This is a genomic window from Cupriavidus sp. PB-02, assembly GCF_058252315.1.
Genome location: NZ_JBXPSX010000003.1, coordinates 40,699 through 67,549, shown reverse-complemented (window position 1 = coordinate 67,549; position 26,851 = coordinate 40,699). Strand labels below are relative to the sequence as shown.

General features: G+C 64.0%; 25 protein-coding genes and 6 pseudogenes. 19 read left to right on the top strand and 12 right to left on the bottom strand.

Annotation, left to right across the window (positions count from 1 at the left end; translation table 11 throughout):
• Positions 1 to 24: 24 nt before the first annotated feature.
• Together AC10V3_RS34645 and AC10V3_RS34640 are read left to right on the top strand one after the other, a co-directional pair.
• Positions 25 to 1,143, top strand: coding sequence for an NAD(P)-dependent alcohol dehydrogenase (locus tag AC10V3_RS34645; RefSeq protein ID WP_022540460.1), 1,119 nt, complete (start codon positions 25 to 27; stop codon positions 1,141 to 1,143).
• Between the two features lie 71 nt (positions 1,144 to 1,214).
• Positions 1,215 to 1,661: a nuclear transport factor 2 family protein gene (locus tag AC10V3_RS34640; protein WP_349608142.1), complete on the top strand. Its 447-nt coding sequence runs from the start codon at positions 1,215 to 1,217 to the stop codon at positions 1,659 to 1,661.
• Positions 1,662 to 2,211: 550 nt separating this feature from the next.
• Here the strand turns inward: AC10V3_RS34640 and AC10V3_RS34635 are convergent.
• The 3 genes from AC10V3_RS34635 to AC10V3_RS34625 all read right to left on the bottom strand — a co-directional run bounded on the left by AC10V3_RS34635 (position 2,212) and on the right by AC10V3_RS34625 (position 3,202).
• Entirely contained in the window at positions 2,212 to 2,622 is a 411-nt protein-coding gene (locus AC10V3_RS34635; RefSeq protein WP_022540463.1) for a type II toxin-antitoxin system VapC family toxin, read from the bottom strand.
• Positions 2,623 to 2,627: 5 nt separating this feature from the next.
• Entirely contained in the window at positions 2,628 to 2,885 is a 258-nt protein-coding gene (locus tag AC10V3_RS34630) for a type II toxin-antitoxin system Phd/YefM family antitoxin (protein ID WP_022540464.1), read from the bottom strand.
• 83 nt (positions 2,886 to 2,968) lie between these two features.
• Positions 2,969 to 3,202 (bottom strand): hypothetical protein, encoded by a 234-nt coding sequence (locus AC10V3_RS34625; RefSeq protein WP_022540465.1) that lies wholly within the window; start codon positions 3,200 to 3,202, stop codon positions 2,969 to 2,971.
• Positions 3,203 to 3,249: 47 nt separating this feature from the next.
• Between AC10V3_RS34625 and AC10V3_RS34620 the strand changes: the two genes are divergently transcribed.
• Positions 3,250 to 3,882, top strand: coding sequence for a hypothetical protein (locus tag AC10V3_RS34620; RefSeq protein WP_022540466.1), 633 nt, complete (start codon positions 3,250 to 3,252; stop codon positions 3,880 to 3,882).
• Here AC10V3_RS34620 and AC10V3_RS34615 read toward each other — a convergent pair.
• Positions 3,872 to 4,085: pseudogene (locus AC10V3_RS34615) on the bottom strand (acyl-CoA carboxylase biotin carboxyl carrier protein subunit); the annotation flags it as partial. The gene AC10V3_RS34620 and the pseudogene AC10V3_RS34615 sit on opposite strands and share 11 nt — an antisense overlap.
• A gap of 260 nt (positions 4,086 to 4,345) precedes the next feature.
• On the opposite strand from AC10V3_RS34615, the gene AC10V3_RS34610 reads away from it, so the two are divergent.
• The 11 genes and pseudogenes from AC10V3_RS34610 (at position 4,346) to AC10V3_RS34560 (ending at position 14,210) form a co-directional block, all read left to right on the top strand.
• The gene (locus AC10V3_RS34610) at positions 4,346 to 5,311 is read left to right on the top strand and encodes a Bug family tripartite tricarboxylate transporter substrate binding protein (RefSeq protein ID WP_041682435.1); all 966 of its coding nucleotides are present in this window, start codon (positions 4,346 to 4,348) and stop codon (positions 5,309 to 5,311) included.
• Between the two features lie 44 nt (positions 5,312 to 5,355).
• Entirely contained in the window at positions 5,356 to 6,033 is a 678-nt protein-coding gene (locus tag AC10V3_RS34605; protein ID WP_022540469.1) for a 3-oxoacid CoA-transferase subunit A, read from the top strand.
• Complete coding sequence (locus AC10V3_RS34600) at positions 6,023 to 6,712, top strand: 3-oxoacid CoA-transferase subunit B (protein WP_022540470.1); 690 nt, start codon at positions 6,023 to 6,025, stop codon at positions 6,710 to 6,712. Before AC10V3_RS34605 ends, AC10V3_RS34600 begins: the two co-directional genes overlap by 11 nt.
• Positions 6,713 to 6,719: 7 nt before the next feature.
• Positions 6,720 to 6,831, top strand: a pseudogene (locus tag AC10V3_RS34595) (IS6 family transposase); the annotation flags it as partial.
• A complete protein-coding gene (locus AC10V3_RS34590) occupies positions 6,814 to 7,014 on the top strand; it encodes a hypothetical protein (RefSeq protein WP_454754282.1) in 201 nt (66 codons plus the stop codon). The pseudogene AC10V3_RS34595 and the gene AC10V3_RS34590, both read left to right, overlap by 18 nt.
• 481 nt (positions 7,015 to 7,495) lie before the next feature.
• Positions 7,496 to 9,141 (top strand): annotated as a pseudogene (gene ltrA, locus AC10V3_RS34585) (group II intron reverse transcriptase/maturase).
• Positions 9,142 to 9,661: 520 nt separating this feature from the next.
• Positions 9,662 to 10,630 (top strand): tripartite tricarboxylate transporter substrate binding protein, encoded by a 969-nt coding sequence (locus AC10V3_RS34580; RefSeq protein ID WP_041682324.1) that lies wholly within the window; start codon positions 9,662 to 9,664, stop codon positions 10,628 to 10,630.
• Complete coding sequence (locus tag AC10V3_RS34575) at positions 10,627 to 11,925, top strand: 3-isopropylmalate dehydratase large subunit (protein ID WP_051370066.1); 1,299 nt, start codon at positions 10,627 to 10,629, stop codon at positions 11,923 to 11,925. The genes AC10V3_RS34580 and AC10V3_RS34575 overlap by 4 nt, the downstream gene beginning before the upstream one ends.
• Positions 11,922 to 12,452, top strand: a complete 531-nt coding sequence (locus AC10V3_RS34570; protein WP_022540473.1) for a LeuD/DmdB family oxidoreductase small subunit — start codon at positions 11,922 to 11,924, stop codon at positions 12,450 to 12,452. Before AC10V3_RS34575 ends, AC10V3_RS34570 begins: the two co-directional genes overlap by 4 nt.
• Positions 12,449 to 13,303: an isocitrate lyase/PEP mutase family protein gene (locus tag AC10V3_RS34565; protein WP_022540474.1), complete on the top strand. Its 855-nt coding sequence runs from the start codon at positions 12,449 to 12,451 to the stop codon at positions 13,301 to 13,303. Before AC10V3_RS34570 ends, AC10V3_RS34565 begins: the two co-directional genes overlap by 4 nt.
• 118 nt (positions 13,304 to 13,421) lie before the next feature.
• Positions 13,422 to 14,210: pseudogene (locus AC10V3_RS34560) on the top strand (GntR family transcriptional regulator).
• A gap of 300 nt (positions 14,211 to 14,510) precedes the next feature.
• Here AC10V3_RS34560 and AC10V3_RS34555 read toward each other — a convergent pair.
• From AC10V3_RS34555 to AC10V3_RS34545, 3 genes are all read right to left on the bottom strand, one after another.
• Entirely contained in the window at positions 14,511 to 14,825 is a 315-nt protein-coding gene (locus AC10V3_RS34555; RefSeq protein ID WP_490924417.1) for an aldehyde dehydrogenase family protein, read from the bottom strand.
• Positions 14,770 to 15,990, bottom strand: coding sequence for an aldehyde dehydrogenase family protein (locus tag AC10V3_RS34550; RefSeq protein WP_490924416.1), 1,221 nt, complete (start codon positions 15,988 to 15,990; stop codon positions 14,770 to 14,772). The genes AC10V3_RS34555 and AC10V3_RS34550 overlap by 56 nt, the downstream gene beginning before the upstream one ends.
• Positions 15,991 to 16,536: 546 nt before the next feature.
• Positions 16,537 to 16,968 carry a GNAT family N-acetyltransferase gene (locus AC10V3_RS34545; RefSeq protein WP_490924415.1) on the bottom strand — a complete coding sequence of 144 codons (432 nt, stop codon included), beginning with the start codon at positions 16,966 to 16,968 and terminating at the stop codon, positions 16,537 to 16,539.
• A 477-nt stretch (positions 16,969 to 17,445) separates the two neighbouring features.
• Here AC10V3_RS34545 and AC10V3_RS34540 point away from each other — a divergent pair, with 477 nt between their 5' ends.
• A complete protein-coding gene (locus AC10V3_RS34540; protein ID WP_022540476.1) occupies positions 17,446 to 17,649 on the top strand; it encodes a cold-shock protein in 204 nt (67 codons plus the stop codon).
• Positions 17,650 to 17,969: 320 nt separating this feature from the next.
• Here AC10V3_RS34540 and AC10V3_RS34535 read toward each other — a convergent pair whose 3' ends face one another.
• The 3 genes from AC10V3_RS34535 to AC10V3_RS34525 are packed head-to-tail and all read right to left on the bottom strand — an operon-like array spanning position 17,970 to position 21,505.
• A complete protein-coding gene (locus AC10V3_RS34535; RefSeq protein WP_022540477.1) occupies positions 17,970 to 18,959 on the bottom strand; it encodes a tripartite tricarboxylate transporter substrate-binding protein in 990 nt (329 codons plus the stop codon).
• 32 nt (positions 18,960 to 18,991) lie between these two features.
• Entirely contained in the window at positions 18,992 to 20,494 is a 1,503-nt protein-coding gene (locus tag AC10V3_RS34530; protein ID WP_022540478.1) for a M81 family metallopeptidase, read from the bottom strand.
• A gap of 21 nt (positions 20,495 to 20,515) precedes the next feature.
• Positions 20,516 to 21,505 carry a Bug family tripartite tricarboxylate transporter substrate binding protein gene (locus AC10V3_RS34525; protein WP_022540479.1) on the bottom strand — a complete coding sequence of 330 codons (990 nt, stop codon included), beginning with the start codon at positions 21,503 to 21,505 and terminating at the stop codon, positions 20,516 to 20,518.
• A 171-nt stretch (positions 21,506 to 21,676) separates the two neighbouring features.
• Here AC10V3_RS34525 and AC10V3_RS34520 point away from each other — a divergent pair, with 171 nt between their 5' ends.
• The gene (locus AC10V3_RS34520) at positions 21,677 to 22,684 is read left to right on the top strand and encodes a LysR family transcriptional regulator (RefSeq protein WP_041682437.1); all 1,008 of its coding nucleotides are present in this window, start codon (positions 21,677 to 21,679) and stop codon (positions 22,682 to 22,684) included.
• Between the two features lie 83 nt (positions 22,685 to 22,767).
• On the opposite strand, the gene AC10V3_RS34515 is transcribed toward AC10V3_RS34520, so the two are convergent.
• Entirely contained in the window at positions 22,768 to 23,109 is a 342-nt protein-coding gene (locus AC10V3_RS34515) for a hypothetical protein (protein WP_022540481.1), read from the bottom strand.
• 79 nt (positions 23,110 to 23,188) lie between these two features.
• On the opposite strand from AC10V3_RS34515, the pseudogene AC10V3_RS34510 reads away from it, so the two are divergent.
• A pseudogene (locus AC10V3_RS34510) lies at positions 23,189 to 23,416 on the top strand (CoA transferase); the annotation flags it as partial.
• A 236-nt stretch (positions 23,417 to 23,652) separates the two neighbouring features.
• Here AC10V3_RS34510 and AC10V3_RS34505 read toward each other — a convergent pair.
• Positions 23,653 to 24,571: pseudogene (locus AC10V3_RS34505) on the bottom strand (LysR family transcriptional regulator).
• A 167-nt stretch (positions 24,572 to 24,738) separates the two neighbouring features.
• Between AC10V3_RS34505 and AC10V3_RS34500 the strand changes: the two are divergent.
• Positions 24,739 to 25,704 (top strand): tripartite tricarboxylate transporter substrate binding protein, encoded by a 966-nt coding sequence (locus AC10V3_RS34500; protein WP_022540483.1) that lies wholly within the window; start codon positions 24,739 to 24,741, stop codon positions 25,702 to 25,704.
• 38 nt (positions 25,705 to 25,742) lie between these two features.
• Entirely contained in the window at positions 25,743 to 26,810 is a 1,068-nt protein-coding gene (locus tag AC10V3_RS34495) for a Bug family tripartite tricarboxylate transporter substrate binding protein (RefSeq protein ID WP_022540484.1), read from the top strand.
• Positions 26,811 to 26,851 lie beyond the last annotated feature (41 nt).

The following is a 26,851-nucleotide window of genomic DNA, read 5'->3' as shown; positions in this document are numbered from 1 at the left end:
ATTGGAACCTGGGAGTCAGAACTAATGGAGAAGACAACACTGCGGACTGTCATGGCCGCTGTCGTGCGGGAAAAATCGGGGCCGTTCCTGCTTGAGGAGATTGGGCTGGAGGAGCCCCGCGACAACGAGGTGCTGGTCAGGATTCTTGGCACCGGCGTCTGCCACACCGACATGGTGGTGCGCGACCAGTATTTCCCGACCCCATTGCCAGCCGTGCTGGGCCACGAGGGTGCCGGCGTCGTGGAAAGGGTCGGCGCTACTGTCACCAAGGTCGCGCCCGGTGACCATGTCGTGCTGACCTACGCGAGCTGTGGCATCTGCGCGAATTGTCAGAAGGGACTTTATGGGTACTGCCTTGACCTGTATGGCAGGAACTTCTCGGGTGCGCGCCCGGATGGTTCCTCGCCGTGCTGCTCGGCGCATGGCGGGCGCCTGAGCGGATATTTCTTCGGCCAGTCGTCGTTTGCGGAATACGCGGTGGCGACGGAGCGCAACGTGGTCAAGGTGCGCAAGGACGTGCCGATCGAGTTGATGGGGCCGCTTGGCTGCGGCATCCAGACCGGAGCCGGTGCGGTGATCAATGCGCTGAAGCCTGGCGCAGGCTCAAGCATCGCCGTGTTCGGTGCAGGCTCGGTTGGACTGGCGGCAGTCATGGCCGCGCGCGTGGTCGGCTGCACCACCATTATCGCCGTCGACATCGTGCCTGAGCGGCTTTCCCTGGCTCAGGAACTGGGCGCCACGCATGTGATCAACAGCGCCGATGGCGATACGATCGCGCAGATTGCGGCAATCAGCGGTGGTGAAGGGGTTCAGTACTCGCTGGAATGCACGGGGATTCCGCGTGTGGTACGCCTGGCAGTGGACTGCTTAAGGCTGACGGGTACCTGCGGATTGATCGGGGTCGCCCCACTAGGTACCGAGATCGCACTGGATCTCAACACGATCCTCTTTGGCCGTTCGGTAAGGGGCATTATCGAAGGGGACAGCATCCCTGACATCTTTATTCCCCAACTGATCGAACTCTGGCGCCAGGGACGTTTCCCGTTTGACAGGCTGCTGCGCAAATACCATCTGTCTGAGATAAACGAGGCGGTAAAAGCAAGCGAACGGGGGGAAGTCCTGAAGGCCATCGTTACTCCCTAAGTGGTTGTCCAGTTCCTGAGCACGCTGCCCTGCGTGCTCGGGTCGATACCTCTACCCTCCCCTTAAATCTTATGAACGTTACCGATATCGCCACCCGATGGCTTGACCAACTCCAGCAACCTGATTCGGTTGCGTTTGCTAACCTTTTCACCGAGGATGGCCTGTATGTCGATCCTTCCTGGGGGCTGGCGCGGCAGGGGCGCGAGTTCGTCCGGCTGCATCACCGCAAATGGCACGCTGCAGTCCCCGACTTCAAAGCCGAGCTCGAGCGGGTGCTTGTCGACGACATGACGGCAACTCTTCTCTACGAAGGGACTGGGACATTCGATGGAGAGTCGCTTGGAGCAGGCGAGAACCTGATGCAGCCAACTCATCGCGCTTTCAAAGCCCGCGCTGTCATTATTCTCGACCTTGACGAAAACGGGCTCGTCAAATGCTGCACCGAATATTATGACCGGTCCATCATGCCAATGGGTGTGAAAACACCTTATGCCGACGATCCACGCGGACTGCAATAGCTATCTTTATCGGGCGCCGCCGTTTTCCCTTTGACAGCATGCTGCGCAAACACGCGATGTTGGGGATAGGGGACTTTGCCGTGTATGACTGTACGCGCCCCTATGAGCTGCATTTCGAAGCCGCCCATGCCATGCGTGACTGAGGATAGCCATGCAGCAGCAATGGGGGGCCACTACCGCCGCCAGGGCGTCAATCGTGACGCCATGGCCAGGAAGGCGCTGGCGGCGCCCTGCCTACCGCGGCCGCGACGTCAGCCAATCCTGGGCGCTGGCCTCGGCCTCGTTGAAGGCTTCGGCGTTCAGGTGCCCCGCTCAGGCATCAACGGGCCGGGCACTGCCGGGCCTGTTGTAGCCACTGTGCGCGCTCCGGCTCCGTCAGCGCATTGAACCACGCCATGCCGGCGTGCGGATCGGCGTCGGCCTCGGCGGCAAAGACGCCGCCGCCGACCTCCTCGCCGTTCTCGAGCAGGCGCAGCCGCCAGCCGCCACCCAGTGCGGCCGGGCGCGGGTCGATTCGTAACGATAGTTGGTCATGGTGGATCCTCGCGGCTCACCGCGCGGCCTCGAACGGGTTCAGCAGGGCGACGCCGAAGTGCGCGAAATCACTGACATTGCGCGTCACGACGGTGAGATGGTTCTGCTTGGCCGTCGCCGCGATCATCGCGTCCTCGTACAAGGTGTCGGAGCGCCGATGCATCAGGCGCGCCCACAGGCGAAAGGTCTCAGCGTCCATCGGCAGCACATTGTAGGTGTCCGCAACCAGATCCACCCACTGCTCGATCTCGTCCGCTTTAGCGCCATCCTGATCCCGCGTAAGCTCGATGCCCGCCTGGATCTCACCCAGGGTCACGGCTGACAGGAACAAGTCGGCGTCCGCGACCGACTGCAGCCAAGCGACCACCGCGCCATGGGGACGCGGCTGGCGCAACTCGGAGATGACATTGGTATCCAACAGGTACATGGCGGTTAGCTGATGGGCTCAATAGGGCGGCGGCGCGCCCCGCCACGGGGCAGCACCAGGAACTCCGTTCGGGCCGTATCAGCGAGCAACAGTTCCTTCAGCGACGGCCTGGCCGCCGCATGCAATCGGCGCCATTCTGCCGCGGACACCAGCACAGCCGCCTCCGCCCCGCGCTTGGTGACCATCTGCGGCCCGTCGGACAGGCAGGCATCGAGAAATTCGCTGAAACGCGCTTTAGCGTCTTGGACTGGCCATGCTTTCATGTTCGCCCCAAGAGAGACTAGTTACCTGACTAGTCTAGACGAATTGGAACGCCATGCCAAGTCCAGCATGTGCAGGCTGCGCCCTAGGTCTGCTCTGTTTTTGTGAGAAGTGACGCCGCCGCGCAACCATCGCCAGTAACATCCGGCGCGCCGGTCAGGGCATCGGTGATCCTCGCCGATCTTGACCGCATGAGCCGCTGACTGGTCGAGCCAAGACGCATGGGCCTTGGGAACGACAAGTTCAAACCCAGTCCGTCCATCACACGCAGGGCGTGCTCGAGATTGACGCCCTTGCCGTTCTCCAGCGCGGACAGCATACAGAGGGGGACACCGCAATGCTGCGGATCGTGCGCAATGCTCGCTGATGTTCAATCCGCTGGGTAACCGCAAGTTCACCTCGTCGTGCGATACGGCCAAGCAGGCCCTGGCCAGCACTGGCGCAAGCTACCAGATCGTCGACGCCGTGCCTGGCACGACCGCGCGAATCCGGATCGGCAACGACATCGTGAATGCCTACGATGCCGGCGGCATCGCACCGGAACAGGCGAAAGCCCAGTCGAATCAGCTGGCGCAGGCACTGCGCACGGCGCTGCACGGGAACGGCTATCCGGCAACGAGCGATCCGAACGCGTTCGACGCGCCGAAGGTCCTGCTCCTGCTGGTACTGTTCTTCGCCAGTTCGATCCTGACGGTGATGACGATCGGGCCTGCCCTGGCCGAGATGTTCCCGACACGCATCCGCTATACCTCAATGGGCGTGCCTTACAACCTGGCTACCGGCTGGGTCGGCGGACTCCTGCCAACCTTTGTGTTCGCCATCTCGGCGCAGACGGGGAATGTCTTCTCCGGGCTGTGGTATCCGCTGGGCTGGACTATCGTGTCGCTGGTCGCTGGCTTTTCCGCGAGACCCGCGACGTCGATATCACGGCTGACGCCTGACGCGTCCTCAAGCCATCCCATGCAGGTTGCGCCTCCTTGCCGGCCTGTCAGGTACTGAACGCCAGGAGCTGGGCACCCTCTGTCACCTGCTCGCCGATGCCGTACAGCACTTCACTGACGACGCCGTCGGCCGGCGCGCAGATGGTGTGCTCCATTGTCATCGCCTCCATCACCAGCAACGGTGCCCCGCGCGTCACGGTGCTGCCGGCCTCGCCCCTCACGGCGATGATCTTCCCAGGCTGGCGCGGTGAGCTTGCTCCGTTGCCCCCCGACATCCCGGGCTTCTTAACGGCTTCCCTCAACAGCAAAAGCCGTGCTCTCCCGCGTATGCATGAGTTTCGTCAGACCGAAGGGTCCTTTTCTGAATCGTGAATTCCAATGCCGGCGCGCTCCACTTACCGTATCGTGGCGCGGCAACAGAGCGAACGAACAAGAACGGTGCACGCCACGGCGTGGCCAACAAGGAGACGACGATGAAACTGGCCCTCGACAGGCTGCGGCTGCTGGGCGGCAAGCTGGCAATGGTGGCGACCGGCCTGGCGGGCGCGGTTGGCGTGGCGGCAATGGCGGCACCGGGCGCCGCGCTGGCCGCATACCCCGACAAGCCGATCCGGCTGATCGTGCCGGCTGCCGCGGGCGGCACCACGGATATCGCGTCGCGCCTGGTCGGCAAACGCCTGGGCGAGCTGCTAGGCCAGCCGGTGGTGGTGGAAAACCGCGCCGGCGGCGCCGGCATTATCGGCGCGCAGGCGCTCAGGCAGTCTGCCGCCGACGGCTACACCCTGATGATGGGCAATATCGGCCCCAATGCGATCAACTATAGCCTGTACCGGCAGCTGCCCTACCGCGCGGAGGACTTTGCGCCGGTCACCATGGTGGTGTCGGTGCCCAATGTCCTGGTGGTCAATGCCAAGGTGCCGGCGCGTACGGTAGCCGAGCTGGTGGGGCTGGCCAGGGCCCAGCCCGGCAAGCTTTCCTTTGCCTCGTCGGGCACTGGCCAGTCGGTCCATCTGTCCGGCGAGCTGTTCCGCAAGCGCACTGGCACTGACATCATCCATGTGCCCTACAAGGGCGCGGCACCGGCCGTGGCCGACCTGGTCGCCGGCCAGGTCACCATGATGGTGGACAACCTGCCCAGCTCGCTGCCGCATATCCAGTCGGGCAAGCTGCACGCGCTGGCCGTAACCAGTGCCACCCGTGTGCCCGAACTGCCCGATGTGCCCACCATGAAGGAAGCCGGCCTGGACGACTTCCAGGTGACCGCATGGTTCGGCCTGGTGGCTCCAGCCGGCACGCCGTCGGCCGTGATCGACCGGCTGCAGAAGACCGTGTCGGGCATCCTGGCCGAGCCCGAGGTCAAATCGCGCCTGGCGGAGCTGGGCGGCGTGCCCGGCGGCGATACGCCCGCGCACTTCGGCAACTTCATCAAGAGCGAGCGCGAGCGCTGGGCACGCGTGGTCAAGGACACCGGCATTCCGCTGCAATAGCCCACCGGCCCGCCGACTATTCGGACCGCCACGAGACGCGCGACATGATCGACAAGACTGTGACATCACTGGAGCAGGCAGTGGCTTGCATCCCCGACGGCGCCACCGTGCTGGTGAGCGGCTTCGGCGGCTCTGGCATTCCCGGCGCACTGCTCGACGCACTGCTCGCCCAAGGCGCGTGCGAACTCACCATCGTCAACAACAATGCCGGCAACGGCGACACGGGCATCGCGGCGCTGATCCGCGCCGGGCGCGTACGCAAGGTGGTCTGCTCCCATCCGCGTTCGAGCAATGCCGAAGCCTTCATCGAAGCCTACCGCGCCGGCAAGGTTGCACTGGAATGCGTGCCGCAGGGCACGCTGGTGGAGCGCATGCGCGCCGCCGGCGCCGGACTCGGGCCGTTCTTCACGCCAACCGCCTATGGCACGGCACTGGCCGATGGCAAGGAAACGCGTGAGATCGATGGCGTGGGCTACGTGCTGGAGCAGCCCCTGCGCGGCGACTTCGCGCTGGTCAAGGCGCATCGCGCGGATCGCTGGGGCAACCTCACCTACCGCTATGCGGGCCGCAACTTCGGGCCTGTGATGTGCACCGCAGCCCGCCACACCATCGTCCAGGTCGACCAGATCGTGCCGCTGGGCACGCTGCTGCCGGAACAAGTGATGACGCCTGGCATCTTCGTCGAGGCTGTGGTGCAGACCGGAGAACGCCATGCCGCGTGAGATGCCGCCGATCCAGCAGTTCCGACTCAGCCGCCATGCCATGGCGCGCATCGTGGCCGCCGATATCCCGGACGGCAGCTGCGTCAATCTCGGCATCGGCATGCCGACGCTGGTGTCTGACCAGTTGCCGCCGGACCGGGAGATCATCCTGCACAGCGAGAACGGCATCCTCGGCATGGGTCCGATGATCCGCGAGGGCGCAACCGATCCTGACCTGATCAACGCCAGCAAGGCGCCGATCGGGCTGCTGGCGGGCGCTTCCATCTCCGACCATGCTGTGTCCTTCGCGATGATGCGCGGCGGCCATATCGACATCACGGTGCTGGGCGGCTTCCAGGTCTCCGCCACGGGCGACCTGGCCAACTGGTCGACCGGCGGCCCCGATGCGATTCCCGCAGTAGGCGGTGCCATGGACCTGGTGGTAGGGGCGCCGAGGCTTTTCGTGATGATGGAGCACGTTACCCACGACGGCCAGCCTAAGATCGTTGATCGCTGCAGTTATCCGCTCACCGGCATCGGCGTGGTGCATCGCATCTACACCGATCTGGCGGTGATCGACGTGCAGCCCGGCGGAGGGTTGCTGGTCACTGGCCTGGCCGAGGGAGTGCCCTTCGACACGGTGGCGGCGCTGAGCGCGGCACCGCTCGTACTGGCGGCGCAGTGCCGGGTGTTGTGCTAATGGCCAACACCCGACCGCCCATCGCTGGGCGCTGAAGCTACTGCCGGCACGGCACAAAGTGTGTTCGTCGTCGCAAGTGCCCAGTGGGAAGGAGCTGGCGCATGGACGAGACCTACATGTACGACATCAACACCAAACGGGAAACGCCCATCGTCGTTCTCCGGGTCAAGTACCTGAACGACATCGTCGAGGTGCGACACGAAGTCGCTTACAGAAGTTGTTCGCCCTTCTCGCCGTATAGAAGGAGTGAACCACCGGTGTCACCCGGTGAATCCAGGAGCCTGAATCAAGAGCGGCTCTGACAACGTAACGAAGCGCCGCAAGGCGCGGGGTATCAATCGCGAGAGGCGTACCCTTCTGGCAGCCATAAGCCGGATGAGTGCCAGATAGTCGGTATGGTGAAAACATTTGAATCTGCAACAGGGTCGTTATGTTGAACGAGCGGAAATGGCTATTGCGCTCGAACCAAACGGTACTGGAGGTGGGAACAGCGTTTCTCGATTACGCGTTCGTGACCCATATACCTTCCGGCCCAGAGCAGGCACCTAACCCGACGTACTTCCGTAAGCGGAACGTGGAAACCCCGTATCGCTCCCTTCGGGGACAGCAGGCTGCGAGGCCTGCCCATGGCGGTGCGGGCACAGGATCGGGGAAAAAGCGAATGCCCGACTGTAATGGACGGGATACGGGTTGCAACATCACCCGACGCGAAAGCGGGCAGACTTCCTCATGGTCTCTCCTCACCAGAGAGTTTGCAGAATCATCTATACGGAAGGAAAGCAAATGAGTGCAGCAACACGGGCGCGTGCACCTTCTGGCGTGGCGTGGGACGGCATCAATTGGGCCGATGTTCAACGTCAGGTAAGAAGGCTGCAGTCGCGTATGGTGAAGGCGGTACAGGCCGGCCGCCATAACAGGGTGAAAGCCCTGCAATGGCTGCTGACCCACTCGTTCAGCGGCCGTGCATTAGCCGTCAAGCGGGTGACTGAAAACAAAGGCAGGAACACCCCCGGTGTGGACAAGGTAACGTGGAAAACACCGGCGGCAAAGGCCAACGCGATTGCGTCGTTGAAGAGGCGGGGTTATTCGCCCCTTCCGCTTCGGAGGGTTTTTATTCTGAAGAAAAACGGCAAGACGAGGCCCCTCGGCATCCCCGTGATGAAATGCCGCGCCATGCAGGCGCTACATCTGCTGGCGCTGGAACCCGTTGCGGAAACCACTGCGGACCTGAACTCTTATGGGTTCAGGCCGGAACGCTCAACTGCTGACGCTGGAGGACAATGCTTCATTTCTCTGGCGAAAAAGGCGAGTGCGGAATGGGTGCTGGAGGCTGACATTCAAGGCTGTTTCGACAAAATTTCCCACGACTGGATGATCGCCAATCTCCCCACGGACAAGGTGATCCTAAAGAAGTGGCTCAAAGCGGGCTACGTGTATCAAAACGAACTCTTCCCCACTGACGCCGGCACCCCGCAAGGGGGAATCATTTCACCGGTGGCAGCCAACATGACGCTCGATGGCCTCGAAGCTAGGCTAGCGGAAAAATTTCCGCGAGCCAGGCAGAGAGGACTGAAAATTAACATGGTGCGTTACGCGGACGATTTCATTATTACCGGCCACTCGAAAGAGTGGCTGGAACATGAAGTCAGGCCGGCAGTAGCTGAATTTCTGGCGGAACGCGGGCTGGTCTTATCCCCAGAAAAAACCAGGATAACGCACATCAAGGAGGGGTTTGATTTTCTCGGATGGAACATTCGCAAGTACAACGGCAAGCTACTGATGAAACCGTCGAAAGCGAACGTCAAGGCGCATCTTGACAAAATTCGTGAAATCATCAAGGCCAACAAGACGGCTAAACAGGCGAGCCTGATAAGGCTGCTCAATCCTGTTTTACGAGGATGGGCGAATTATCACAGCCATGTAGTCGCCAAGAAAACCTTCGATCGGGTTGATCACGAGTCTGGTCAATGCTATGGCGATGGGCGGCAAGAAGGCACCCTAACAAAGGCGCCCGATGGATAAAAACGAAATACTTCAAAACCAAAGGTCTCCGGGACTGGGTATTTGCCGCCACAGAAAAAAAAGAGGATGGCACGACAAGAGAGGTCACCTTGCTGAAGGTATCGGACACGCCAATCAAACGGCATGTCAAGATCAAGGCGAGCGCCAATCCGCACGATCCGCACTGGGCGCCGTACTTCGAATCCCGATGGGGCCAGAAGATGCTGAACTCGGCGCGAGGGCACGGTAAGCTGTACCGTGTCTGGCTAAGGCAAGATGGCATGTGTTCCAACTGTCAGCAGCCCATCACAATGAACACCCGCTGGGATGTTTCGCATATTGTGAAGCAAACTGACGGCGGGACGGATGCAGCAAGCAACCTTCAAGTGCACCATCTCAATTGCCGTAGAACTCCGCAATACGCCTGAAAAGAAGTTGTGCCACCGGGTGTCGACAGATGCCTTTGTAGAGGCTTGAGCCGTATGCTCCTAAAGGCGCACGTACGGTTCTTAGGGGGCCGTACCGCAGCAATGCGGTACGGCTACCCGACCAGGACGATGGGCGACGCAGGCCGCAGTGCTGGCCAGTGCCTCGAACCACTGGCGGCGCCACACCGCCGGCTCGCACGTGACCGACCAGCGGGTTGACCTGCGTTTTGTGCTCGACAACGTTGGACGTGCCTCGATCGCTACCAGCGCTTACCTGCACAACGAAGCGGATGGGCGGCACGAGGCCACCCAAGAGCGACTTCGTACACGGTGGATCCACAGGACGTAGGCTCTCCGCTTCGTCTGTGCCGTTTGCGTGGCCTGACTATCGCAAATGACAGAACCTGCACCGTCAAACTGGTCCCATCGATAGGACCACCCGGTTCCATTGAGTCGCACAGCGGCGAGGCATAGAGTCCCACTGACTCCTTCGGGAGAAGAAACAGCCGTGGAGACAGACATGCCCTTCAGCAGAAGAAAGATTCTCGCCAGCACTGCGCTGGCCGCCCTGGCCGTGATGGCCCCCGTGGCGCAGGCCGCGGCGGACAAGCCGATCACAATCGTGGTCGGCAGCCCCGCCGGCGGCACCACCGATGCACTGGCGCGCCTGATCGCCCGTTCGATGGGCGAGACGCTGCAGCGTACCGTTGTCGTCGACAACAAGCCCGGCGCCGGCGGCAATATCGCCGCGCAATTCGTGGCGCGCAGCACCCCGGACGGCAGCACGCTGCTAATGAGCTTCACCGGCCATACCATCAACGCGTCGCTTTACAAGAACCTGCCGTTCGACGCGGTCAAGGACTTCACGCCGATCTCGATGGTCGCGCGCGTGCCGAGCGTGCTGGTGGCGCGCAAGAACGTGCCGTTCTACACCACCGCAGGCCTGATCGACTACGCGAAGCGCAATCCGGGCAAGCTTAGCTTTGCCATCGGTGCGCAGGGGTCGTCGCTGCACCTGGCCAGCGAGCAGTTCAAGCTGCAGACCGGCACCGACATCCTCAACATTCCCTACAAAGGCACGAACCCCGCACTGACCGACCTGCTCGGCGGCACTGTGGACCTGATGTTCGCCAGCACCGTCAACGTGCTGCCACATGCCAGGACCGGCGCACTCAAGATCCTCGGCGTCAGCAGCAAGGAGCCGTTGCCACAGTTTCAGGGCGTGCCGGCCGTCGGCAGCACCGTGAAGGGCTTCGAGTCGTCGGCATGGTTTGGCCTGTTCGGCCCCGCCAGGCTGCCGCAGGCGGTCACCGACCAGATCTATCGTGCCGTGAAGATCGCCGTGGAAGATCCCGCCTACAAGCAGCGGATGGAAACCGAGGCCGCCACCGCGGTGAGCATGACGCCGCAGGCGTTCGCGCAGTTCGTGCGCAAGGATATCCAGCACTGGGCCAAGGTCATCCAGGCATCGGGCACGCGGGTGGAATGATGGCGCAGAAGCTGGCACAGACGTCGGCACAGACACTGGCGCAGAAGCTGCTGGCCCGCGCGGCCGGCCGCGACCAGGTCACGCCGGGCGAGATCATCAATTGTCGCGTGGACCTGGCGATGATGCACGATTCGGGCGGCCCGCGCCGCGTGCAGCCGCTGCTGCAAAAAATCGGCGCCAAAGTATGGGATCCGGCCAAGGTCGTGGTGGTGACCGATCACTACGTGCCGGCCCATGACCAGGACAGCCGCAAGATCGTCCAGATCGCGCGCGACTGGGTCAGGGACACCGGCGTGGCGCGCTTCCACGACATGGAAGGCATCTGCCACGTGGTGGTGCCGCAGAAAGGCTACCTGCGTCCCGGCATGTTCGCCGTGGGCGGCGACAGCCATTCGTCGACGGGCGGCGCGTTCGGCGTCTACATGTTTGGCATCGGCGCCACCGAGATGCTAGGCGTGCTGGTGACCGGCGAGATCTGGGTGCGGGTGCCGCAGACCATCCGCATGCAATGGCACGGCCAACTGCGCGCCGGCGTGTCGGCCAAGGACATGATGCCGCGTATGTGCACGCAGTTCGGCATGGACGGCGGCCAGTACCAGGCCGTGGAGTACACGGGTGCCGCGGTGTCGGCATTGTCGATGCAGGAACGGATGACGCTGGCGAACATGACCGCCGAGCTGGGCGCGCAGGTCGGACTGGTCCCTCCTGACTCGGTCACACGCGACTGGCTGCTGGCAGCGGGCGTCGACGCAGCGTCCATCGATATCGATGCCTGGCAGTCCGATGCCGATGCCGCCTGCCTCGCCACGCACGACTTCGACGCCGCGTCGCTGGCGCCGCAGGTGTCGCGGCCCGGTACGCCTGCCGATGCCTGCGACGTCGATACCCTCGGCAACGTGGCGGTCGATATCGCCTATATCGGCGCCTGCACGGGCGCCAAGCTCGAAGACCTGCGCATGGCGGCCGAGGTGTTGCGCGGCCAGCGCGTGGCACGCAATACCCGGCTGCTGGTGGCGCCGGCAAGCGCCGCTGACCAGGCGCAAGCCGCGCAGGAAGGCACGCTCGGCGCACTGCTGGACGCCGGGGCCGAACTGCTGCCGAACGCGTGCGGCGCCTGCGCCGGTTACGGCGAACACCGCTTTGGCGAAGACACCGTGGTGATCAGCGCCACGGCACGCAATTTCAAGGGGCGCATGGGCGCCGCATCGTCGCAGGTCTACCTGGGCTCGCCCTACACGGCGGCCGCGTCGGCGATTGCGGGCCGAATCGCCGATCCACGGGAGAGGCTGGCGTGAATCAACGCACTGCGCAATATACCGGTCGCGCCTGGGTATTTGGCGACGACATCAATACCGACCTGCTCGCGCCAGGCGCCTACATGAAGTTCGGCATCGACGAGATCGCCCGCCATTGCATGGAACAGGTCGATCCCTCCTTCGCCACCGCGGTGCAGCCCGGCGACATCGTGTTCGGCGGGCGCAACTTTGGCGCGGGATCCTCGCGCGAGCAGGCCGTGGAGGTGCTGCGCCATCTCGGCGTTGCCGCCGTCGTGGCGCCCTCGTTCGCCGGCCTGTTTTATCGCAATGGCTTCAACCTGGGCCTGCCCCTGCTAACGTGCCCCGCGCTGCCGCGGATGGCCACCGGCCGGCGCGTCGGCTGCGACATCGGCACAGCGCAGGTCATCGTCGAAGACCATTCGCCGCTACAATGCGAGCCGATTCCGCCACACCTGGTGGCTATGATCCGCGACGGCGGACTCGTGCCGCACCTGATGCGCAAGATCGCGACAGGCCAACTCTCCGTGACCGAAACCACATCATGACGCTGAAGCAACGCCTGCAACAACCCGGCATCGTTACCGCACCGGGCGTCTACGACGCCTTTTCGGCCCTGCTGGTCGAGCAGGCCGGATTCCAGGCCGCCTACCTGTCGGGCGCCAGCCTCGCCTATACGCGCTTCGGTCGGCCGGACATCGGCTTCCTGTCGCTCGACGACGTGGCGTCCGTCACCCGCAATATCCGTGAACGCGTGGCGCTGCCGTTGATCGTCGATGCCGATACCGGTTTCGGCAACGCGCTCAACGTGATGCAGACCGTACGCGTGCTGGAGCGCGCCGGGGCATCGGCAATCCAGCTCGAAGACCAGGCGATGCCGAAGCGCTGCGGGCACCTCGACGGCAAGTCAGTGATTGCCGCAACCGAGATGGCGGGCAAGATCCGCGCAGCCTGCGACGCTCGCCGTGATGCGAACACACTGGTCATCGCACGCACCGACGCCGTGGCCGTGGAGGGTATGGAGGCGGCGCTCGAACGCGCCGAGCGCTATGCCGAGGCCGGCGCCGACGTTTTGTTTGTGGAAGCACTGCGCAGCCGCGATGACATGAGCGCCGCCATCGCGCGGCTGGGCGGCCGCGCGCCGCTGCTGGCCAATATGGTCGAAGGGGGCAAGACGCCCGTGCTGCCCGCGCCGGAGCTGGAGGAAATCGGCTTCCGCATCGTGATCTTCCCCGGCGGGACCGTGCGGGCCCTGAGCTTCGCGCTGCGTGACTACCTGCAAAGCCTGGCCTCGCACGGCACCACCACGCCGTACCTGGATCGGATGCTGTCATTCCAGGCGCTCAACGAGATGATCGGCACGCCGCAGATGCTGGCGCTGGGCAAGCGATACGAATAGGCCGCCTGAACTCGGCCCCGGTAGCACTTGTCGCCGAGGCACCGAGGGCGTACCGTGGCGGCATGGCCGCCCAAGGCCGCCCAAGGCCGCACAAGGCCTCAGGTCGCCCCATCCGCCCATGTCACTCGACGCCAATCCCGACCTGCCCCGCTTCCAGCAGGTCCGCCTGATCCTGCGCGACCGCATCCGGAGCGGCTTCTACGAAATGGGGATGCCCTTGCCCGGGGAGCGGCAACTTGCCGAAGAATTCGGCGTGGCGCGCGTGACGGTACGCTCGGCGCTGGCGCGATTGCAGGAGGAGGGCCTGGTCGCCCGGCTGCGGGGCAAGGGCACGGTGCCGACCTTCCGGCACGATGCACCGGCCGCCTCCGTGCGCAGCGGACTGCTCGACAACATCGTCAGTGTCAGCATGCGCACGCGCGTGACCGTGCTCGAATGGAAGCGAATGCCGGCGCCGCCGGCCGTCAGTGCAGCGCTGGGCCTGGCCCCCGGGGCGCCCGTGCTCAAGGTGGTGCGCGTGCGCAAGTTCAAGGCGCAGCCGATTGCCTAAACCGAGGTGTTCGTTCCCGGCGAGCTGGCCGGCGCGCTCGATCGCCATACTTTGCAGGACACGCCAATGCTCGTGGCGCTGGAGCGGCATGGGGTGGAAGTTGTCTCTGCCGACCAGACCCTCGGTGCCGCCGTGGCCGACCTCGACGTGGCGCGCATCCTGCGCATCGCCCCCGGCGTGCCGCTGTTGCGTGTGTCGCGCGTCGTCTCGGACCGGCATGGCAGGCCCGTGCAGTTCCTGGTCGGCCTCTATCACCCGGAGCGTTACACGTACCAGATGCGCTTGTCGCGCGTGGGCGCGTCCACGCGCGTCTGGATCGATGCCGATGCTTCCAATACGACCGAGCCGGGCGCCTGACGCTGCTGGCGCCCGGGCGGTTCTCGATCACGACCGGCTGGCCGAGCTGCTCCTGCAGCTGGGGTCCGAGGGTGCGCGCGACGGTGTCGACGGATCCGCCTGGCGGAAACGGCACCACCAGCCTGATCGGTCCCGACGGGTAAGTGCCCGTGGCCCTTGACGCGAACGGTACGGCACCGGCCGCCAGCGCCAGGGCGCCGCCGCACAGCGCCAGGGCCTGACGCCGGCTGATCTCGCGGGGCCCCGCTTGCGGGGCTTCGCCTTGCTTGGTCTTCATGGGGGTTCTCCTTGCGGCGGGGGTCAGGTGCGGATCGCGAAGGGATCGCGCACCTCGTCGGAGAAATCGATCATCACATTGCGGGTGGTCAGGTATTCGCGCAAGCCGGCCTCGCCGCGTTCACGGCCGTTGCCGGACTCCTTGAAGCCCCCGAAGGGTGCCTGGGCGGCGATGGCGCGATAGGTGTTGACCCAGACCGAGCCGCATTGCAGCTGCCGCGACACGCGCATGACGCACGAGAGATCGCGCGACCACAGGCCGGCGGCGAGCCCGTAGCGGCTGTCATTGGCCAACTGTACGGCCTCGTCTTCGGTATCGAACGGGATGATCGCCAGCACGGGGCCCGAAGATCTCTTCCTGTGCGAGTTGGCTGCCGTTGTCGACGTCGGTAAAAATGGTCGGCTCGATGAAATAGCCCTGCCCCAGCCCGGCGCCTTCGGCACGGCGCCCGCCGGTGACCAGCCGCGCACCGGCCTCCCTGGCCTGCTCGATGGCGGCCAGGATGCGGCGGAACTGCGGTTCGTTGGCGACGGTGCCCATTTCGGTGGCGGGATCGAGCGGATCGCCCATACGGATATTGCGCGCGCGCTCCGCCAGGCGCGGCACCACCTGGTCCAGCACCCCCCGCTGCACCAGCAGCCGCGAACCGGCGACGCAGGTCTGGCCGGTGGCGCCAAAGATGCCGGCCAGTGCGCCGACCACGGCCTTGTCCAGGTCGGCATCGTCAAAGATGATGTTCGGCGACTTGCCGCCAAGCTCCAGCTTGACGGGCACCAGCCGGCGCCCGGCCATGGCGGCAATCTCGCGCCCGACCTGCGGGCTGCCGGTAAAGCTCACCAGCGCGACGCCGGGATCCTCCACCAGCGCCCGCCCGGTTTCGGCGCCGCCGGTCACTACGTTGAACACGCCCGGCGGGAAGCCGGCTTCCTCCACCAGCGCGGCAAACTCCAGCGTCGATGCCGACGCATGCTCGGACGGCTTGACCACCACGCAGTTGCCGGCGGCAAGCGGCGGGGCGAGCTTGTTGGCCAGCAACGCCAGCGGCGAATTCCACGCCGTGATCAGCGCCACCACGCCAAAGGGCTCGAGCGAGAGGTAGTCAAGCGTGTTCGGCTGATCTAGCGGCACATGCTGGCCGAATAGCTTGTCGGCATAGCCCGCGAAGTAGCGCAACTGGCGGCCGACCCACAGCATCTGCGGGCGGGTTTCCCGCACGATCTTGCCGTTGTCGGTGCTTTCGATGCGCGACAAGCGGGCTGCCTGGCTTTCGATCAGCGTGGCCAGCTTCAGCATCATCTCGGCGCGCCGGACGCCCGGCGTATCCCGCCAGACTTCACGGAAGGCGCGATTGGCGGCTGCCACCGCGGCGGCTACGTCTTCGGCACTGGCATCGGGGATCTCGGCCCAGACCTGGGACGTGAAAGGATTGGTGCTTTGCAGCATACGGCCGCTGGCCGGTGGGATGCGACGCCCGGCCACATTCAAGTGATACGTCTGGACCACTGTTGTCTCCTCGTTATCTTGTATTTGTCGGCGAGGCCGGGCGTTCTGCATAGCGTACCGGCGTCGCTTGCGTCATGGCAAATCAGTGGAGGGAGTATAGGGACGCGGTTTTCCCGGCGTCTAATACCGTTTTGCTCATTCAGTTATCTGAAGACGTCGTATTTCGCTGCGTGGCGGCGCCAACACCCGTTGGCAAGAAAAATGGCCCGCCCGGGAATCGCCGGGCGGGCCAAGCCATGCTTCTTGTTGTCCGTATTCAGGCGCTCAGTTCTGGCGCTCAGCTCCGCGGCTTGGGGGTGGGTAATCGTCCGCATTGGGTCCACTGAGTGGTGGAGGTCGCGCCGTCACATTAATACCCGCCAAGTACGCGCCAGGCGCATCGGGATCGACCACCCGAAGATGGATCCGGAAATCCGCCGTTGACACTCGAGGAGCGCGAACGCGCGGCCCTCGAAGGATGGATACTTGGCGTTTCGTAACACGCTCAGGGTAGGCTCTCCCAATTGCACCGTACCGCGGTTTGAGATAGTCCTAATGACCGAGGGTTCAGTCGAGTCGACGGCACATGTAATGCGTCCTCGCACCAAAGCGTCGAAGGAATTCCATCGACAACTGCATTTCCTGTGGCATGTCGTTCAAGGCCGTAAGCGTAAAGCCGAAGCGGGCGAAGAACGTGGGATGGTCGGACGTGAGCACTGCAGCCCTGGTGCAGCCACTGGCGCGGGCACGCATCAAGATGGCCCCGAGAAGATGGGTGGCTACCTGGTGGCCTCGGTACTCACTTAGAACCGCAACGGCCTGGATGATGATCATCTCGCCATATTTTTCGCCGCAGGCGCAGCCGATTACCTTCTCACCTAGGAGACCCAGACTGTAGAGACGGGCCGAGGGGTCCACATCGCTGCCGGGCAAACCGCAGGAACGGAGCACCTGTGAGATGGCTTGGATGTCTGACGCCCCGGCCGCGCGGAGTCTCATATCCTTTATCATTTTCTTTTTCTCGACTCCCGACGCACGTGCAACGATGTTCTACAAGCAGTGTGTCGCAAGAATTCGAGGCATACCATCGGCTAACGGTATGAGTGGCACCATTTCAAACATAATGCCTGCCTTCACTATTCCGTGCGCCGTGCCCAGTGCCAGGCAATATCGAGTGATTTAATTCTGATGTGAAAATTTTTAATTTCACCTGAGGCAGTCATGCGAAGTTCTTGGTCCAGCACAAACATGGCTGAATGAGTGGCGGCTATCAGACCCCACCAGCATCCCGCCCTCGCGACTCGCTGCCCATCGCCAAAGGTAAACCCTAGCGAGGGGTTGCTTGGCGTCAGGGAGACGGCGCGATATGCTAACGGCACGAGCAGCTACCGGCAGCGAAGCTTGCACCGGGGCTCAGCGAGTCTTGACAATTTTTCCTTGCATGCAAGTCTGCATGCTTTTGGCTTCGAGGATGAGATGGCAACAGGTATCGTGAAGTGGTTTAACAATGAGAAGGGCTATGGCTTTATTACGCCGGATGACGGCGGCAAAGACCTGTTCGCGCATCACTCGGAAATCCAAGGTACCGGGTTCAAGTCGCTCGAGGAAGGTGCGAAAGTAGAGTTCGAAGCCACGCAAGGCCAGAAAGGCCCACAAGCATCGAAGATTCGCAAGCTATAGGCCATCGCGGCTCCAGTAGTACAAATACAAAGGCCCTTCGTCACGGCGAAGGGCTATGTTGTTTCCGGCTCGCCGCTTCCTCCGCTTCCCACTAGACCTTGGGAACAGTCGTTGGCGCTGTCCAGCGTTCTTTTTAGTCACGAAGGCGATTCTTTCTCGCCTCCGTTTGGCCTCCCAGGCCGATGCAAAAAGGGACCGTTCGCTTACGTCCCTCGCACCTGCCTCGCCCGACACCGTGGTTCCTCCGGATCATGCCGGCAGGGCGGCCGTCGCGGGTGCGCGAACCCGAATGAGCCGGGGCGCGCTCTATTCACCCACATTCAGTCGCTCGCAGTAAACCCGGACGCCTCGACCACAGGTCTCCATTGCGCACGCTGGTCCAGGATGAGCTTGCGCAGCGCTGCGCCGGACTGGCCGTTCATTTCCATCCCTAGCGCGGCCATCTTGTCGCGCACCACTGGGTCTTTGATCGCCTCCAACATGGCCTTCTCGATCCTGGCGACGGTGGCGGGCGGCGTACCGGCCGGCAAAAATGCCGAATACCAGCCCGATGCGGTCTCGAAGCCCGGTGCGCCGGCCTCAGCAAGCGTCGGCACTTCCGGCAGCAGTGCGCTGCGCCGGGTACCGGTCACGCCGAGGAAGCGGATCTTGCCTGCCCGGTACAGTTCCATCTGACCCGCCACCGCATCGATGCCGAGCGGCAGCGTGCCACCGATCTCGTCGGTCAGCATCATCACGGCGCCTCGATAGGCGGTAGGCAACAGCGGCACGCCGATAGCCTTGCTGAGCGACAACACGCCGAAATGGATACTGCCGCCCAAGGTGACCAGCCCAACGCCGCCCTTGCCGGGCTCGCGCTTCACCCAGGCCAGGTATTCCTGCATGGTCCGGTATGGCTGGTTGACGCTGGTGGAAGCCACCAGCGGCACATCGGCCAGGTAGGCAACGGGAACGAAGTCCTTATCCGGGTCGTAAGGCAGGCGCTTATAGGTGAGCGGAAAGATGGTGAACGGCGGTGCCGGCGAGATCAGCACCGTCCTGCCGTCCGGCGCAGCGCGCCTGACGTTCTCCAGCGCCAGACGCGCCGAAGCCCCGGGCCGGTTCTCGACCAGGACCGGCGTGCCAAGCGATACGCGCAGCTTCTCGCCAAGCGTGCGCGCAAAAATATCCAGCGCGCCACCGGGCGCAAATCCGATAACGATGCGCGTGGGCGTCTCCGCGGTTGTAGCAGCGGTGGCATGCAAGGAGGCGCCGCCGCAGGCAAGCGCCAGCGCGGTTGCCAACCGCCTCAAGGTGGTTTGATATGGCATGGGGTGTCTCCGTGGGTGGCGTGGCGATACGTTCACGCGTGCTTCGCGGTGGTATGCGGCTCCAGCGGGTAGATCGGACGGCGCAAGTTGCGGAACGGGAACTGGCTGTAGTCCGAGCTGCAGACCCCGGGGCCGGCCACCAGGACGATCTCCTTGGCGATCGGCTCGAATCCGGCGCGAAAGTGCTGGCGCGACTTGATCAGGATGTACTTGCGGCGCGATAGATCAATGCCCGCGTGCGTGAACACGCCGCTATCGAACGGCTCCTGTGGCTTCTCGCAGACCACGACCAGCGTACCCCCAACATCCAGCACGACGGTGCGGCCCAGGCTCAGCTTCATGCCCGTGAACATCGGGCCGGTCACCTGGTAGTTGCCGTCGGTGATGCACTTTACGCAGCCCGTAAGCCGCAGCGGCGTGCCCTTGAGGCCGAGCGCCGGCATGTCGGTCTTACCACCGACATCCAGCGTGACGGTCTGGCCAACGCCCGCGGCTACCAGTTCCGCCACGGCCGCCGGATCCCAGAACGGGCCGGCGACCACCCCGTCGAGCCCCTGGCGCAGCACCTCTTTCAGCACTGTCATCTCGTCGGTCGGCCCACCCGCGCCGCAGTTGTCGCCGTGGTCGACCAGCACCACCGGCCAGTGCGCGAGCTCCCGGGCTCGAGCGACGGACGTTTGCATGGATTCGAACGGAAAGACAAAGTCGGCGCGGCGCTCCCAGGCCATACCACAGAGTTCGTCGAGCAGGCGCTGGCCAGTGTCCATCCGGTCCCCATCAGCCACGATCACCACGGCCAGGCCCGTATGTGGAATATCGGCCAGCGGAAAGCCGCCGAACACCGAAGCATTGAGTACCTCGCCATCGCGCTCGGCCGCCATCGCGCGATCCATGATGTCCTTCATCGGTTGCGCGCGCGGGGTCTGGCGCAGCATGTGGGTAAGCATCGGCAGCGTCCGCCAAAGCAGTACCGGCTTGGCTTCGCCGCGCAGCGCCGCCATTAACGTGCGGGCCGCGCGCGCTCCGGTCTCGTAGACGTCCACGTGCGGATAGGTGCAATAGCCGGCAATCACGGTGGCGTTGCCAACCAGGGCATCGCTGAAGTTGGCGTGGAAATCCAGCGCCACCGCGATCGGCACCTGCGGGGCGACGGCGCGGATGCGCGCCAGCAGTTCACCTTCCGCATCGGGGAAGCCCTCGGCCACCATGGCACCGTGGAGGTCGAGCATGACCGCATCGCAACCGGCGCGCACCGCCTCGACGATGGTGCCGGCCATCGACTCGAACGCCTCCGCGGTCACGATGCCGCTGGGGACGGCGTTAGCCATCAGCGGCATGACGGACTCATCGCCCTGGCGCTGCGCGATATCTATGAAGGCCGCGGCGGCGCTGTTGGTCCCCTGGCATGCACGCACCGCGTCGTCGCCATAGAGCGGGCCATCGGTGCTGCTGCCGCGGTTGAAGGCGCGCAACGGCGTGGCAATTGGCGAGAAAGTATTGGTTTCATGCCGCATCAGGGCAATGACAAAACGCATGGACAAGCTCCGGCGTAAGAATCAGTTGGCTTCGAGGTCGACCGCGCGCGCAATGGCGCCGTAGCGGGTCGTCTCCGTATGCAGGAAGCGGCGCGCCTGCGCCGGCGGGGTCAATACCGGCTCATAGGCAAGCGCCTGCAGGCGGGCGATGAAATCCGGTTCCTGCACGCTGGCCTTTACCTCTCTGTAGAGCCGCTCGATGATTGCGTCCGGCGTGCCGGCCTTGACTACCAGCGCGAGATTGGCCCGCACCTGCAGCGCGTCCGCGCCACCCGCCTTCTGCGTTTCGAGATTCGGGAGCTGGGCCACTGGCTCTGCCTGCAGCGTGGCCAGCGGCTTGGCCTTGCCGTCCTTGACGTAGGTGACGGAGGAGCCGATCACGTCGACGTGCGCATAGGTCTGGCCGCCGATCAGGTCCGACATTGCCGGGGGCGAGCCGCGGTAAGGCACGATGGTGAAGTCGAGCCGGTTGCGGCGTTTCCAGTCGGCCAGGCCGAGGTGGGCGGCACCGGCCACCGCGTTGACGCTGATCGAGACTTTGCCCGGGTTGCGCTGGATATGCGCCTTGAGTTCGGCGAGAGTCGCCTCCTTGCGATCGGCGCGAGTGATGATCCAGTGCGGCACGGTATTGACGATGGTGACCGGCACCAGGTCGGTATCGGGGTCGTAGCGCAGGCCCTTGATCGTGTGCGGATTGATGTTGAGCGTGCCGTCGCTGGCAAGCAGCAGCGTGTTGCCGTCAGGCTTATCCTTCAGCACGGACGACACGCCCGCCACGGTTGCGCCGCCGGCGATGTTCTCCACCACCACGGACTGCCCCAGCCGCTGCTCCAGCTTGCGTGCCAGGGCGCGGCCGACGATGTCGTACGAGCCGCCGGCAGGGAATGGCACCACCAGGCGCAGCGGCCGGTCCGGCCACGCGGCAGCCGCGTTGGCACCGGTAGCCGTCACCTGCAATGCGCCGGCAAGCGCGCCGCGCAGCACCGCGGCAAATCCGCTCATTGTCATCATCGATATCTCTCCTCCGAGGTCTGCTTGCCTCGTGTTTGCATATGGAATGGCAGGTGATGCGCCGACTATAGGGGAACTGCATTGATACCAAAAGCGAATTTAAATCTTAAATAGTTGAGCAAATGGTTAACTTGTAGAATGGGCATCTCCCCACCGCATGACCGCAACGCCATGACCTCCGCAGATCCTGCGCACACCTTGCTGAGCCGCCTCAAGCTGCGCCACTTGCGCATCATCCTGGCGCTGAGCGAAATGCAGACCGCCGCAGCCGTCGCCGCGCGCTTCCACGTCAGTCCAGCGGCAGTGTCCAAGACGCTGGCGGAGATCGAGGACATCGTCGGCATGCCCCTGTTCGAGCGCGGCCGCCGCGGCCATCTCCTGACCGAGTCCGGCCAGGAGATGGCCGCACACGCCGGGGTCTTGCTGGCGCAGCTTGAGCGGCTGGCCGAGTCGCTGCACGCCGTGCGCACCGGCAGCAAGGGCCAGTTGCGCATCGCGTTCCGGACCATGTCCGTGCAACCCTTCCTGGCGCAGGCGATGAGCGACTTCTACCGTGACCATCCGCGCGTGGAGATCAGCGTGATCGAAGGCGGCATCGCCGACCTGACCGAGCAACTGGTCGACGGTTCGCTGGACCTGCTGTTTGCCTATGACGATCCGCGCCTGTCGCTGCGCACGCTGCGCACGGCGCCGGTGGTGGCGGCCCAGAAAGTGGTGATCGTCTGCAGCCCGGACCATCCGCTGCTGGCCCGTCGCAAAATCACTGCGCAGGAGCTGTCGATTCAGCAGTGGTGTATTCCAGCGACCGGCTCGCGCATGCTGCATCTGCTTCATACGGCATTTCATGCCCTGGGCGCCGCGCCGCCGGAAGGCGGCATCCGCACCAGCGACGTGGCGGCGACGGCCAGCCTGCTGCAGGCGGGACATTTCCTCGCCGTGTTTCCCGAGCGCATCGCCGCACAGCTCACGCTCGCCAAGGTGGCAAAGGTGCTTCGCTTTGAACTGGAAAGCCACGTGGAGCCGGTGGTCACCGTTTGGAACAGTGAACTCACGCCGCGCACGCCGGCGCGCCTGTTCCGGGATTTCGTCATGCGCCGTGCAGGCGACAGCGCCGTGAACGCGCCCGTTCCACTGCTGGCCGCGCGCGCTGTGGCCGCCGCGGGCATCGGAAAGCCCTGAGCGAGCAGCCTGGCCGCTGGCACAGCGGCTAGCTAGCGAACCGCGAGGTGCTGCCCAAATCGATCTCGACGCACCGCCGAAGCTCAGGCAGGCCGCGTTGCCGGAACGCGGGCTTCGACCTGCTGGCGCAGCGTGATATGCGCCTCCGGCAGAAGCCACGCCTGCAACGCGAAGTGCGCCGACACAAGCGCGGTTTCAGGCGAAGTACGGTTGCCCCATAGGTTCGTGTAGGCTGTGAGGTAGCCGTGCTCAACAGCAGCCGGCATCAAGTCGCGGCGCAGGAACTCGGTCTTGCCCATCCCTCGGAGAGCGAACAATCCGCGAGCTGCGGATAGCTTCAAATCGAATGCACGCAGATACGCGTTCGCCAGTTCCGGACGGGCAAAGTGCCAAAGATCTGGCAACCTCTTCTCATCAGTTCTCATGGATCCTGAGAATTCTCAAATCTCTTGAGAAGTTTTGATTCAAGTCATTCAGTTCTTCGTAAAGAACTCGTGCGGACGCGGCAGCGTGACGTTGCTGGCGCTGAACAATGCGCAGTTCGCCAAGCTCTGCCACGCGCTGGACCGTGCCGACTGGCTGGAAGACCCGCGCTTTGCCGACAATGCCGCGCGCATGGCCCACGCCGCGCTGCTGAACCAGCAGGTGACGGAGAAGATCGCCACGCGCACAACCGCGCAATGGCAGGACATCCTGAGCCGGCATGACGTGCTGCATGCCCCGGTGCGTAGCCCCTGGATGGGCTTGTGCCCGACTGCATAGGCATGCGCATGGGTATGAGGCGTCTTCGGCCAAATTAGCTCGGAAGCGACCACCGGAATCCATCGCGTACCACCTAGCTGCCGCAGCGCCTTGATGTAGCCCGCATCAATCTGTAGCGCAACAGACGGACCAGTCAGAAGCGGACTTCGCGGTGGCGCGGTCACGCGCCGTAACCACCATCGTGCGGACAGCAAACTCGACTATCGCTATTTTTTCCGCGAACGTTTTTGCGCGGGTCGGCCGTAGGAGGCAACCAACAAATCGTGGAATGCCTGTGCGGCAGGCGCCAGCGGCCGGCCACGAAGCCTGGTGATACCTATGGTGCGAACAATCTCTGGCTCGACCAGCGGGACGCCGACCAAACCGGCCGGATGGTTGCCAGGCACCGCGTAAGCGGGCACGGCGCCGATACCAATGCCCGCTTCGATCAGGCTCACCAGCGCCGGTACATGGCGGACTTCGCAGGTCCACGCCGGACGCGCTGCGATGGCCGATAAGCCCTGATCGATCAGCATGCGATTGCCGCTGCCCGGCGCAAGCGTCACGCATTCATACTCGGCCAGCTCGGCCCAGGTGACCTGACGCCTCTGCGCCAGAGGATGGTCCGGCCGGCACGCCAGGACGAATGGCTGCTCAAGCAGCGGCTCGAACTCCAGATCCGGCTCCTGTGTTCCCAGGTAACTGACGCCAAAGTCCGCCTCCGAGCGCCCCACGGCCAGCAGGATCTCGGAGGCGGTCTCGTCCAGCAATCGGACGTGGATACGCGGGTACGCATGGTGAAACTTCCTGACGACATCCGCCAAAAAATTACCGATGGCGGAAGGAATGCAGGCCACGGAAACCTGTCCACGAAGGCGGTCAGACAAGTCAGTCATGCCAAGCAACGCGCTCTCAAGCTCGTTCAGGACGTGCCGGGCCTTGGGGATAAAGTTTCTGCCCATGGCGTTGAGCTCCACCTTGCGCGTGGTGCGCTCAAGCAAGCGAAACCCCAGCGCTTGCTCCAGCTTGTCCACCCTGCGTGAGAGTGCCGGCTGGGAAATATGCAGCGTCGCCGAGGCCGTCCCGGAAGCTGCCAAGGTCCGCAACAGTCACGAATGCACGTAAGTCTGCGAGATCAAAATTCATTCAATTTCGGCATCAATCGATAGGATATTTGCACTTTACAGCAAATTCCGTCCACCCGATCATTGCCGCTCAGGCAGGCGTGCGGCCCGCCGGAATACCCGCGCTGCCACGCTACCCGTGGAAACGATCCATGGCCGGCACGCAACCAAAATAACGGAGACACACGCATGTCCATATCCATTCGTGGTGCGCTGGCCGCGCTGGCGGCATTCCCGCTGCTGGCGGGGGCCGAGCCCGCCTACCCTTCCCGGCCGATTACACTGGTCGTCCCATTCGCGGCAGGCGGCGGCACCGACAGCATCGCGCGTGACATCGCAAAGAACATGTCGGATCGCCTTCACCAGCCGGTGGTCATCGATAACCGTGGCGGCGCTGGCGGTGCGCTGGGTGCTGACATCGTGGCCAAGGCCAAACCGGACGGCTACACGCTGCTGTTCGCCACGTCGACCTTCGCCACCAACGCTGCCGTCGAAGCCAGGCTCCCGTATGACCCGGTCAAGTCCTTCACCCCGGTCGCCATGATCGGCCGCGGGCCGCTACTGGTCGTGACCTCCAAACAACTTGGCGTGCAGAACGTGGCGCAGTTGATTTCGGCTGCGAATGCACGACCCGATGGCCTGAATTTCTGCTCGGCTGGCAATGGCAGCATTAACCACCTGGCAGGCGAAATGTTCCGTCAGAAGGCCAGCCTTACGATGACGCATGTGCCCTTCAAGGGCAGTGGTCCGGCAACGGTCGAATTGCTGGCCGGGCGCATCGATCTTTTCTTCGCCACCGTGCCGACCATCCTGCCCTACGTACGGGGTGGCAAGGTGTCAGTGCTGGCGGTCACCAGCACGAAGCGCTCGCCGCTGTTCCCCCATGTGCCGACGATCGCCGAGGCTGGCGTCCCGGGTCTCGACATCACCACCTGGTGGGGCGTGCTTGCGCCAGCCCGAACACCGGCACCCGTCATCGACGCACTCAATCGCGCGGTCAATGAAGCCGCCGCTGCCGATCCGGTCAAGGCGCGACCGGTGCAGGAAGGGGCCGATTCTGTCCGGCTCACGCCAGCCGCCTTCGGTCAGGCGTTGAACAAGGAACTCGCATTGTGGCGCGGCGTGGCAAGCCACCCGGGCATCCAATTGCAATGACGAGGCTCCCCGCTTCGGTTCGATCAAGGAGACATGGATTGGAAACCGCCACCACAGACGCCCGGGCGTTCACGGACCGCCGGGGACTCCTGCGCGCGGGCGTTGCTGCGGCAGCCTGCGGAATCCTCGGCAACGCGTGGGCAAGCAAGGACTATCCGGCAAAACCCATCACCGTCATCGTGCCCTATGCCCCGGGCGGGCAAGGCGATGTCTTTGCCCGGCTGATCGGTGAACGACTCTCCCGGGTACTAGGGCAACCGGTGGTTGTCGACAACCGGCCCGGCGCAAGCGGGGCACTGGGTAGCCGGCTCGTGACCAGGGCGCGGGGCGACGGCTATACGCTGCTGTTGGGGCAAACCGGTGAGATTGCGATCAACGGATCCGCGATGAAAGCGCCCGGCTATGACACGCTGAAGGACTTCCGGGCCGTAGCCCTGGTGGGCAACGCCCCGCTGGTGCTGGCCGCACCCGCAAGCGCGCCTTTCAGCAGCCTGCGCGAGTTGCTGCAGACGGCGCGCAGCAAACCAGGCAGCGTGTCCTACGCGTCGTCCGGCACGGCCACGCCGGGCCACCTCGCAGCAGCCGCCCTGGCAATCGGAACCCGGACTCAGATGGTCCATATTCCGTACAAGGGTGCCGGACAGGCAATCACGGACCTGATAGGTGGGCAGGTGCAGTTCTTCTTTTCCAGCGCCTCCGCCATCATGCCTCACCTCAAGGGTGGCAAGCTCAAGCCACCGGCCGTATCCACGCCCCGCCGGGTGCCAGCGCTGCCCCAAGTGCCTACGGTCGCGGAACTGGCCTTGCCGGGCTTCGATTTCAGTCTCTGGGGTGGCTACTTTGCGCCACGCGAAACTTCCGAGGCCATCGTCACGCTGCTCAATGCCGCGATCAACAGGATCATTGCCGAGCCCGCGATCCGCACGCGCTTCGAGGCGGACGGCAGCGCCGTCGAGCCCGTCACGCCAGCGCGATTCGATGCGTTCGTGCGCGTCCGAACGCCAAAAGTTCGCGCAACTCGTCAAGGCAGCGGGTGCTTACGTCGAATGACCGGGCCCGCGTATCGCTTTGCCCCTTCCCCTCGCACAATCAAGGACCAAACTTGACATCCTCTCCTCCCTAAAGGGCGGGGTTTCTCGAAGCAAGT

Coding starts and splice junctions, on each gene's coding strand:
- AC10V3_RS34645 (WP_022540460.1), top strand. CDS start 25: ATGGAGAAGACAACACTGCGGACTGTCATGGCCGCTGTCGTGCGGGAA.
- AC10V3_RS34640 (WP_349608142.1), top strand. CDS start 1,215: ATGAACGTTACCGATATCGCCACCCGATGGCTTGACCAACTCCAGCAA.
- AC10V3_RS34635 (WP_022540463.1), bottom strand. CDS start 2,622: ATGTACCTGTTGGATACCAATGTCATCTCCGAGTTGCGCCAGCCGCGT.
- AC10V3_RS34630 (WP_022540464.1), bottom strand. CDS start 2,885: ATGAAAGCATGGCCAGTCCAAGACGCTAAAGCGCGTTTCAGCGAATTT.
- AC10V3_RS34625 (WP_022540465.1), bottom strand. CDS start 3,202: ATGCTGTCCGCGCTGGAGAACGGCAAGGGCGTCAATCTCGAGCACGCC.
- AC10V3_RS34620 (WP_022540466.1), top strand. CDS start 3,250: ATGTTCAATCCGCTGGGTAACCGCAAGTTCACCTCGTCGTGCGATACG.
- AC10V3_RS34610 (WP_041682435.1), top strand. CDS start 4,346: ATGGTGGCGACCGGCCTGGCGGGCGCGGTTGGCGTGGCGGCAATGGCG.
- AC10V3_RS34605 (WP_022540469.1), top strand. CDS start 5,356: ATGATCGACAAGACTGTGACATCACTGGAGCAGGCAGTGGCTTGCATC.
- AC10V3_RS34600 (WP_022540470.1), top strand. CDS start 6,023: ATGCCGCGTGAGATGCCGCCGATCCAGCAGTTCCGACTCAGCCGCCAT.
- AC10V3_RS34590 (WP_454754282.1), top strand. CDS start 6,814: ATGGACGAGACCTACATGTACGACATCAACACCAAACGGGAAACGCCC.
- AC10V3_RS34580 (WP_041682324.1), top strand. CDS start 9,662: ATGCCCTTCAGCAGAAGAAAGATTCTCGCCAGCACTGCGCTGGCCGCC.
- AC10V3_RS34575 (WP_051370066.1), top strand. CDS start 10,627: ATGATGGCGCAGAAGCTGGCACAGACGTCGGCACAGACACTGGCGCAG.
- AC10V3_RS34565 (WP_022540474.1), top strand. CDS start 12,449: ATGACGCTGAAGCAACGCCTGCAACAACCCGGCATCGTTACCGCACCG.
- AC10V3_RS34545 (WP_490924415.1), bottom strand. CDS start 16,968: ATGAGACTCCGCGCGGCCGGGGCGTCAGACATCCAAGCCATCTCACAG.
- AC10V3_RS34540 (WP_022540476.1), top strand. CDS start 17,446: ATGGCAACAGGTATCGTGAAGTGGTTTAACAATGAGAAGGGCTATGGC.
- AC10V3_RS34535 (WP_022540477.1), bottom strand. CDS start 18,959: ATGCCATATCAAACCACCTTGAGGCGGTTGGCAACCGCGCTGGCGCTT.
- AC10V3_RS34530 (WP_022540478.1), bottom strand. CDS start 20,494: ATGCGTTTTGTCATTGCCCTGATGCGGCATGAAACCAATACTTTCTCG.
- AC10V3_RS34525 (WP_022540479.1), bottom strand. CDS start 21,505: ATGATGACAATGAGCGGATTTGCCGCGGTGCTGCGCGGCGCGCTTGCC.
- AC10V3_RS34520 (WP_041682437.1), top strand. CDS start 21,677: ATGACCTCCGCAGATCCTGCGCACACCTTGCTGAGCCGCCTCAAGCTG.
- AC10V3_RS34515 (WP_022540481.1), bottom strand. CDS start 23,109: ATGAGAACTGATGAGAAGAGGTTGCCAGATCTTTGGCACTTTGCCCGT.
- AC10V3_RS34500 (WP_022540483.1), top strand. CDS start 24,739: ATGTCCATATCCATTCGTGGTGCGCTGGCCGCGCTGGCGGCATTCCCG.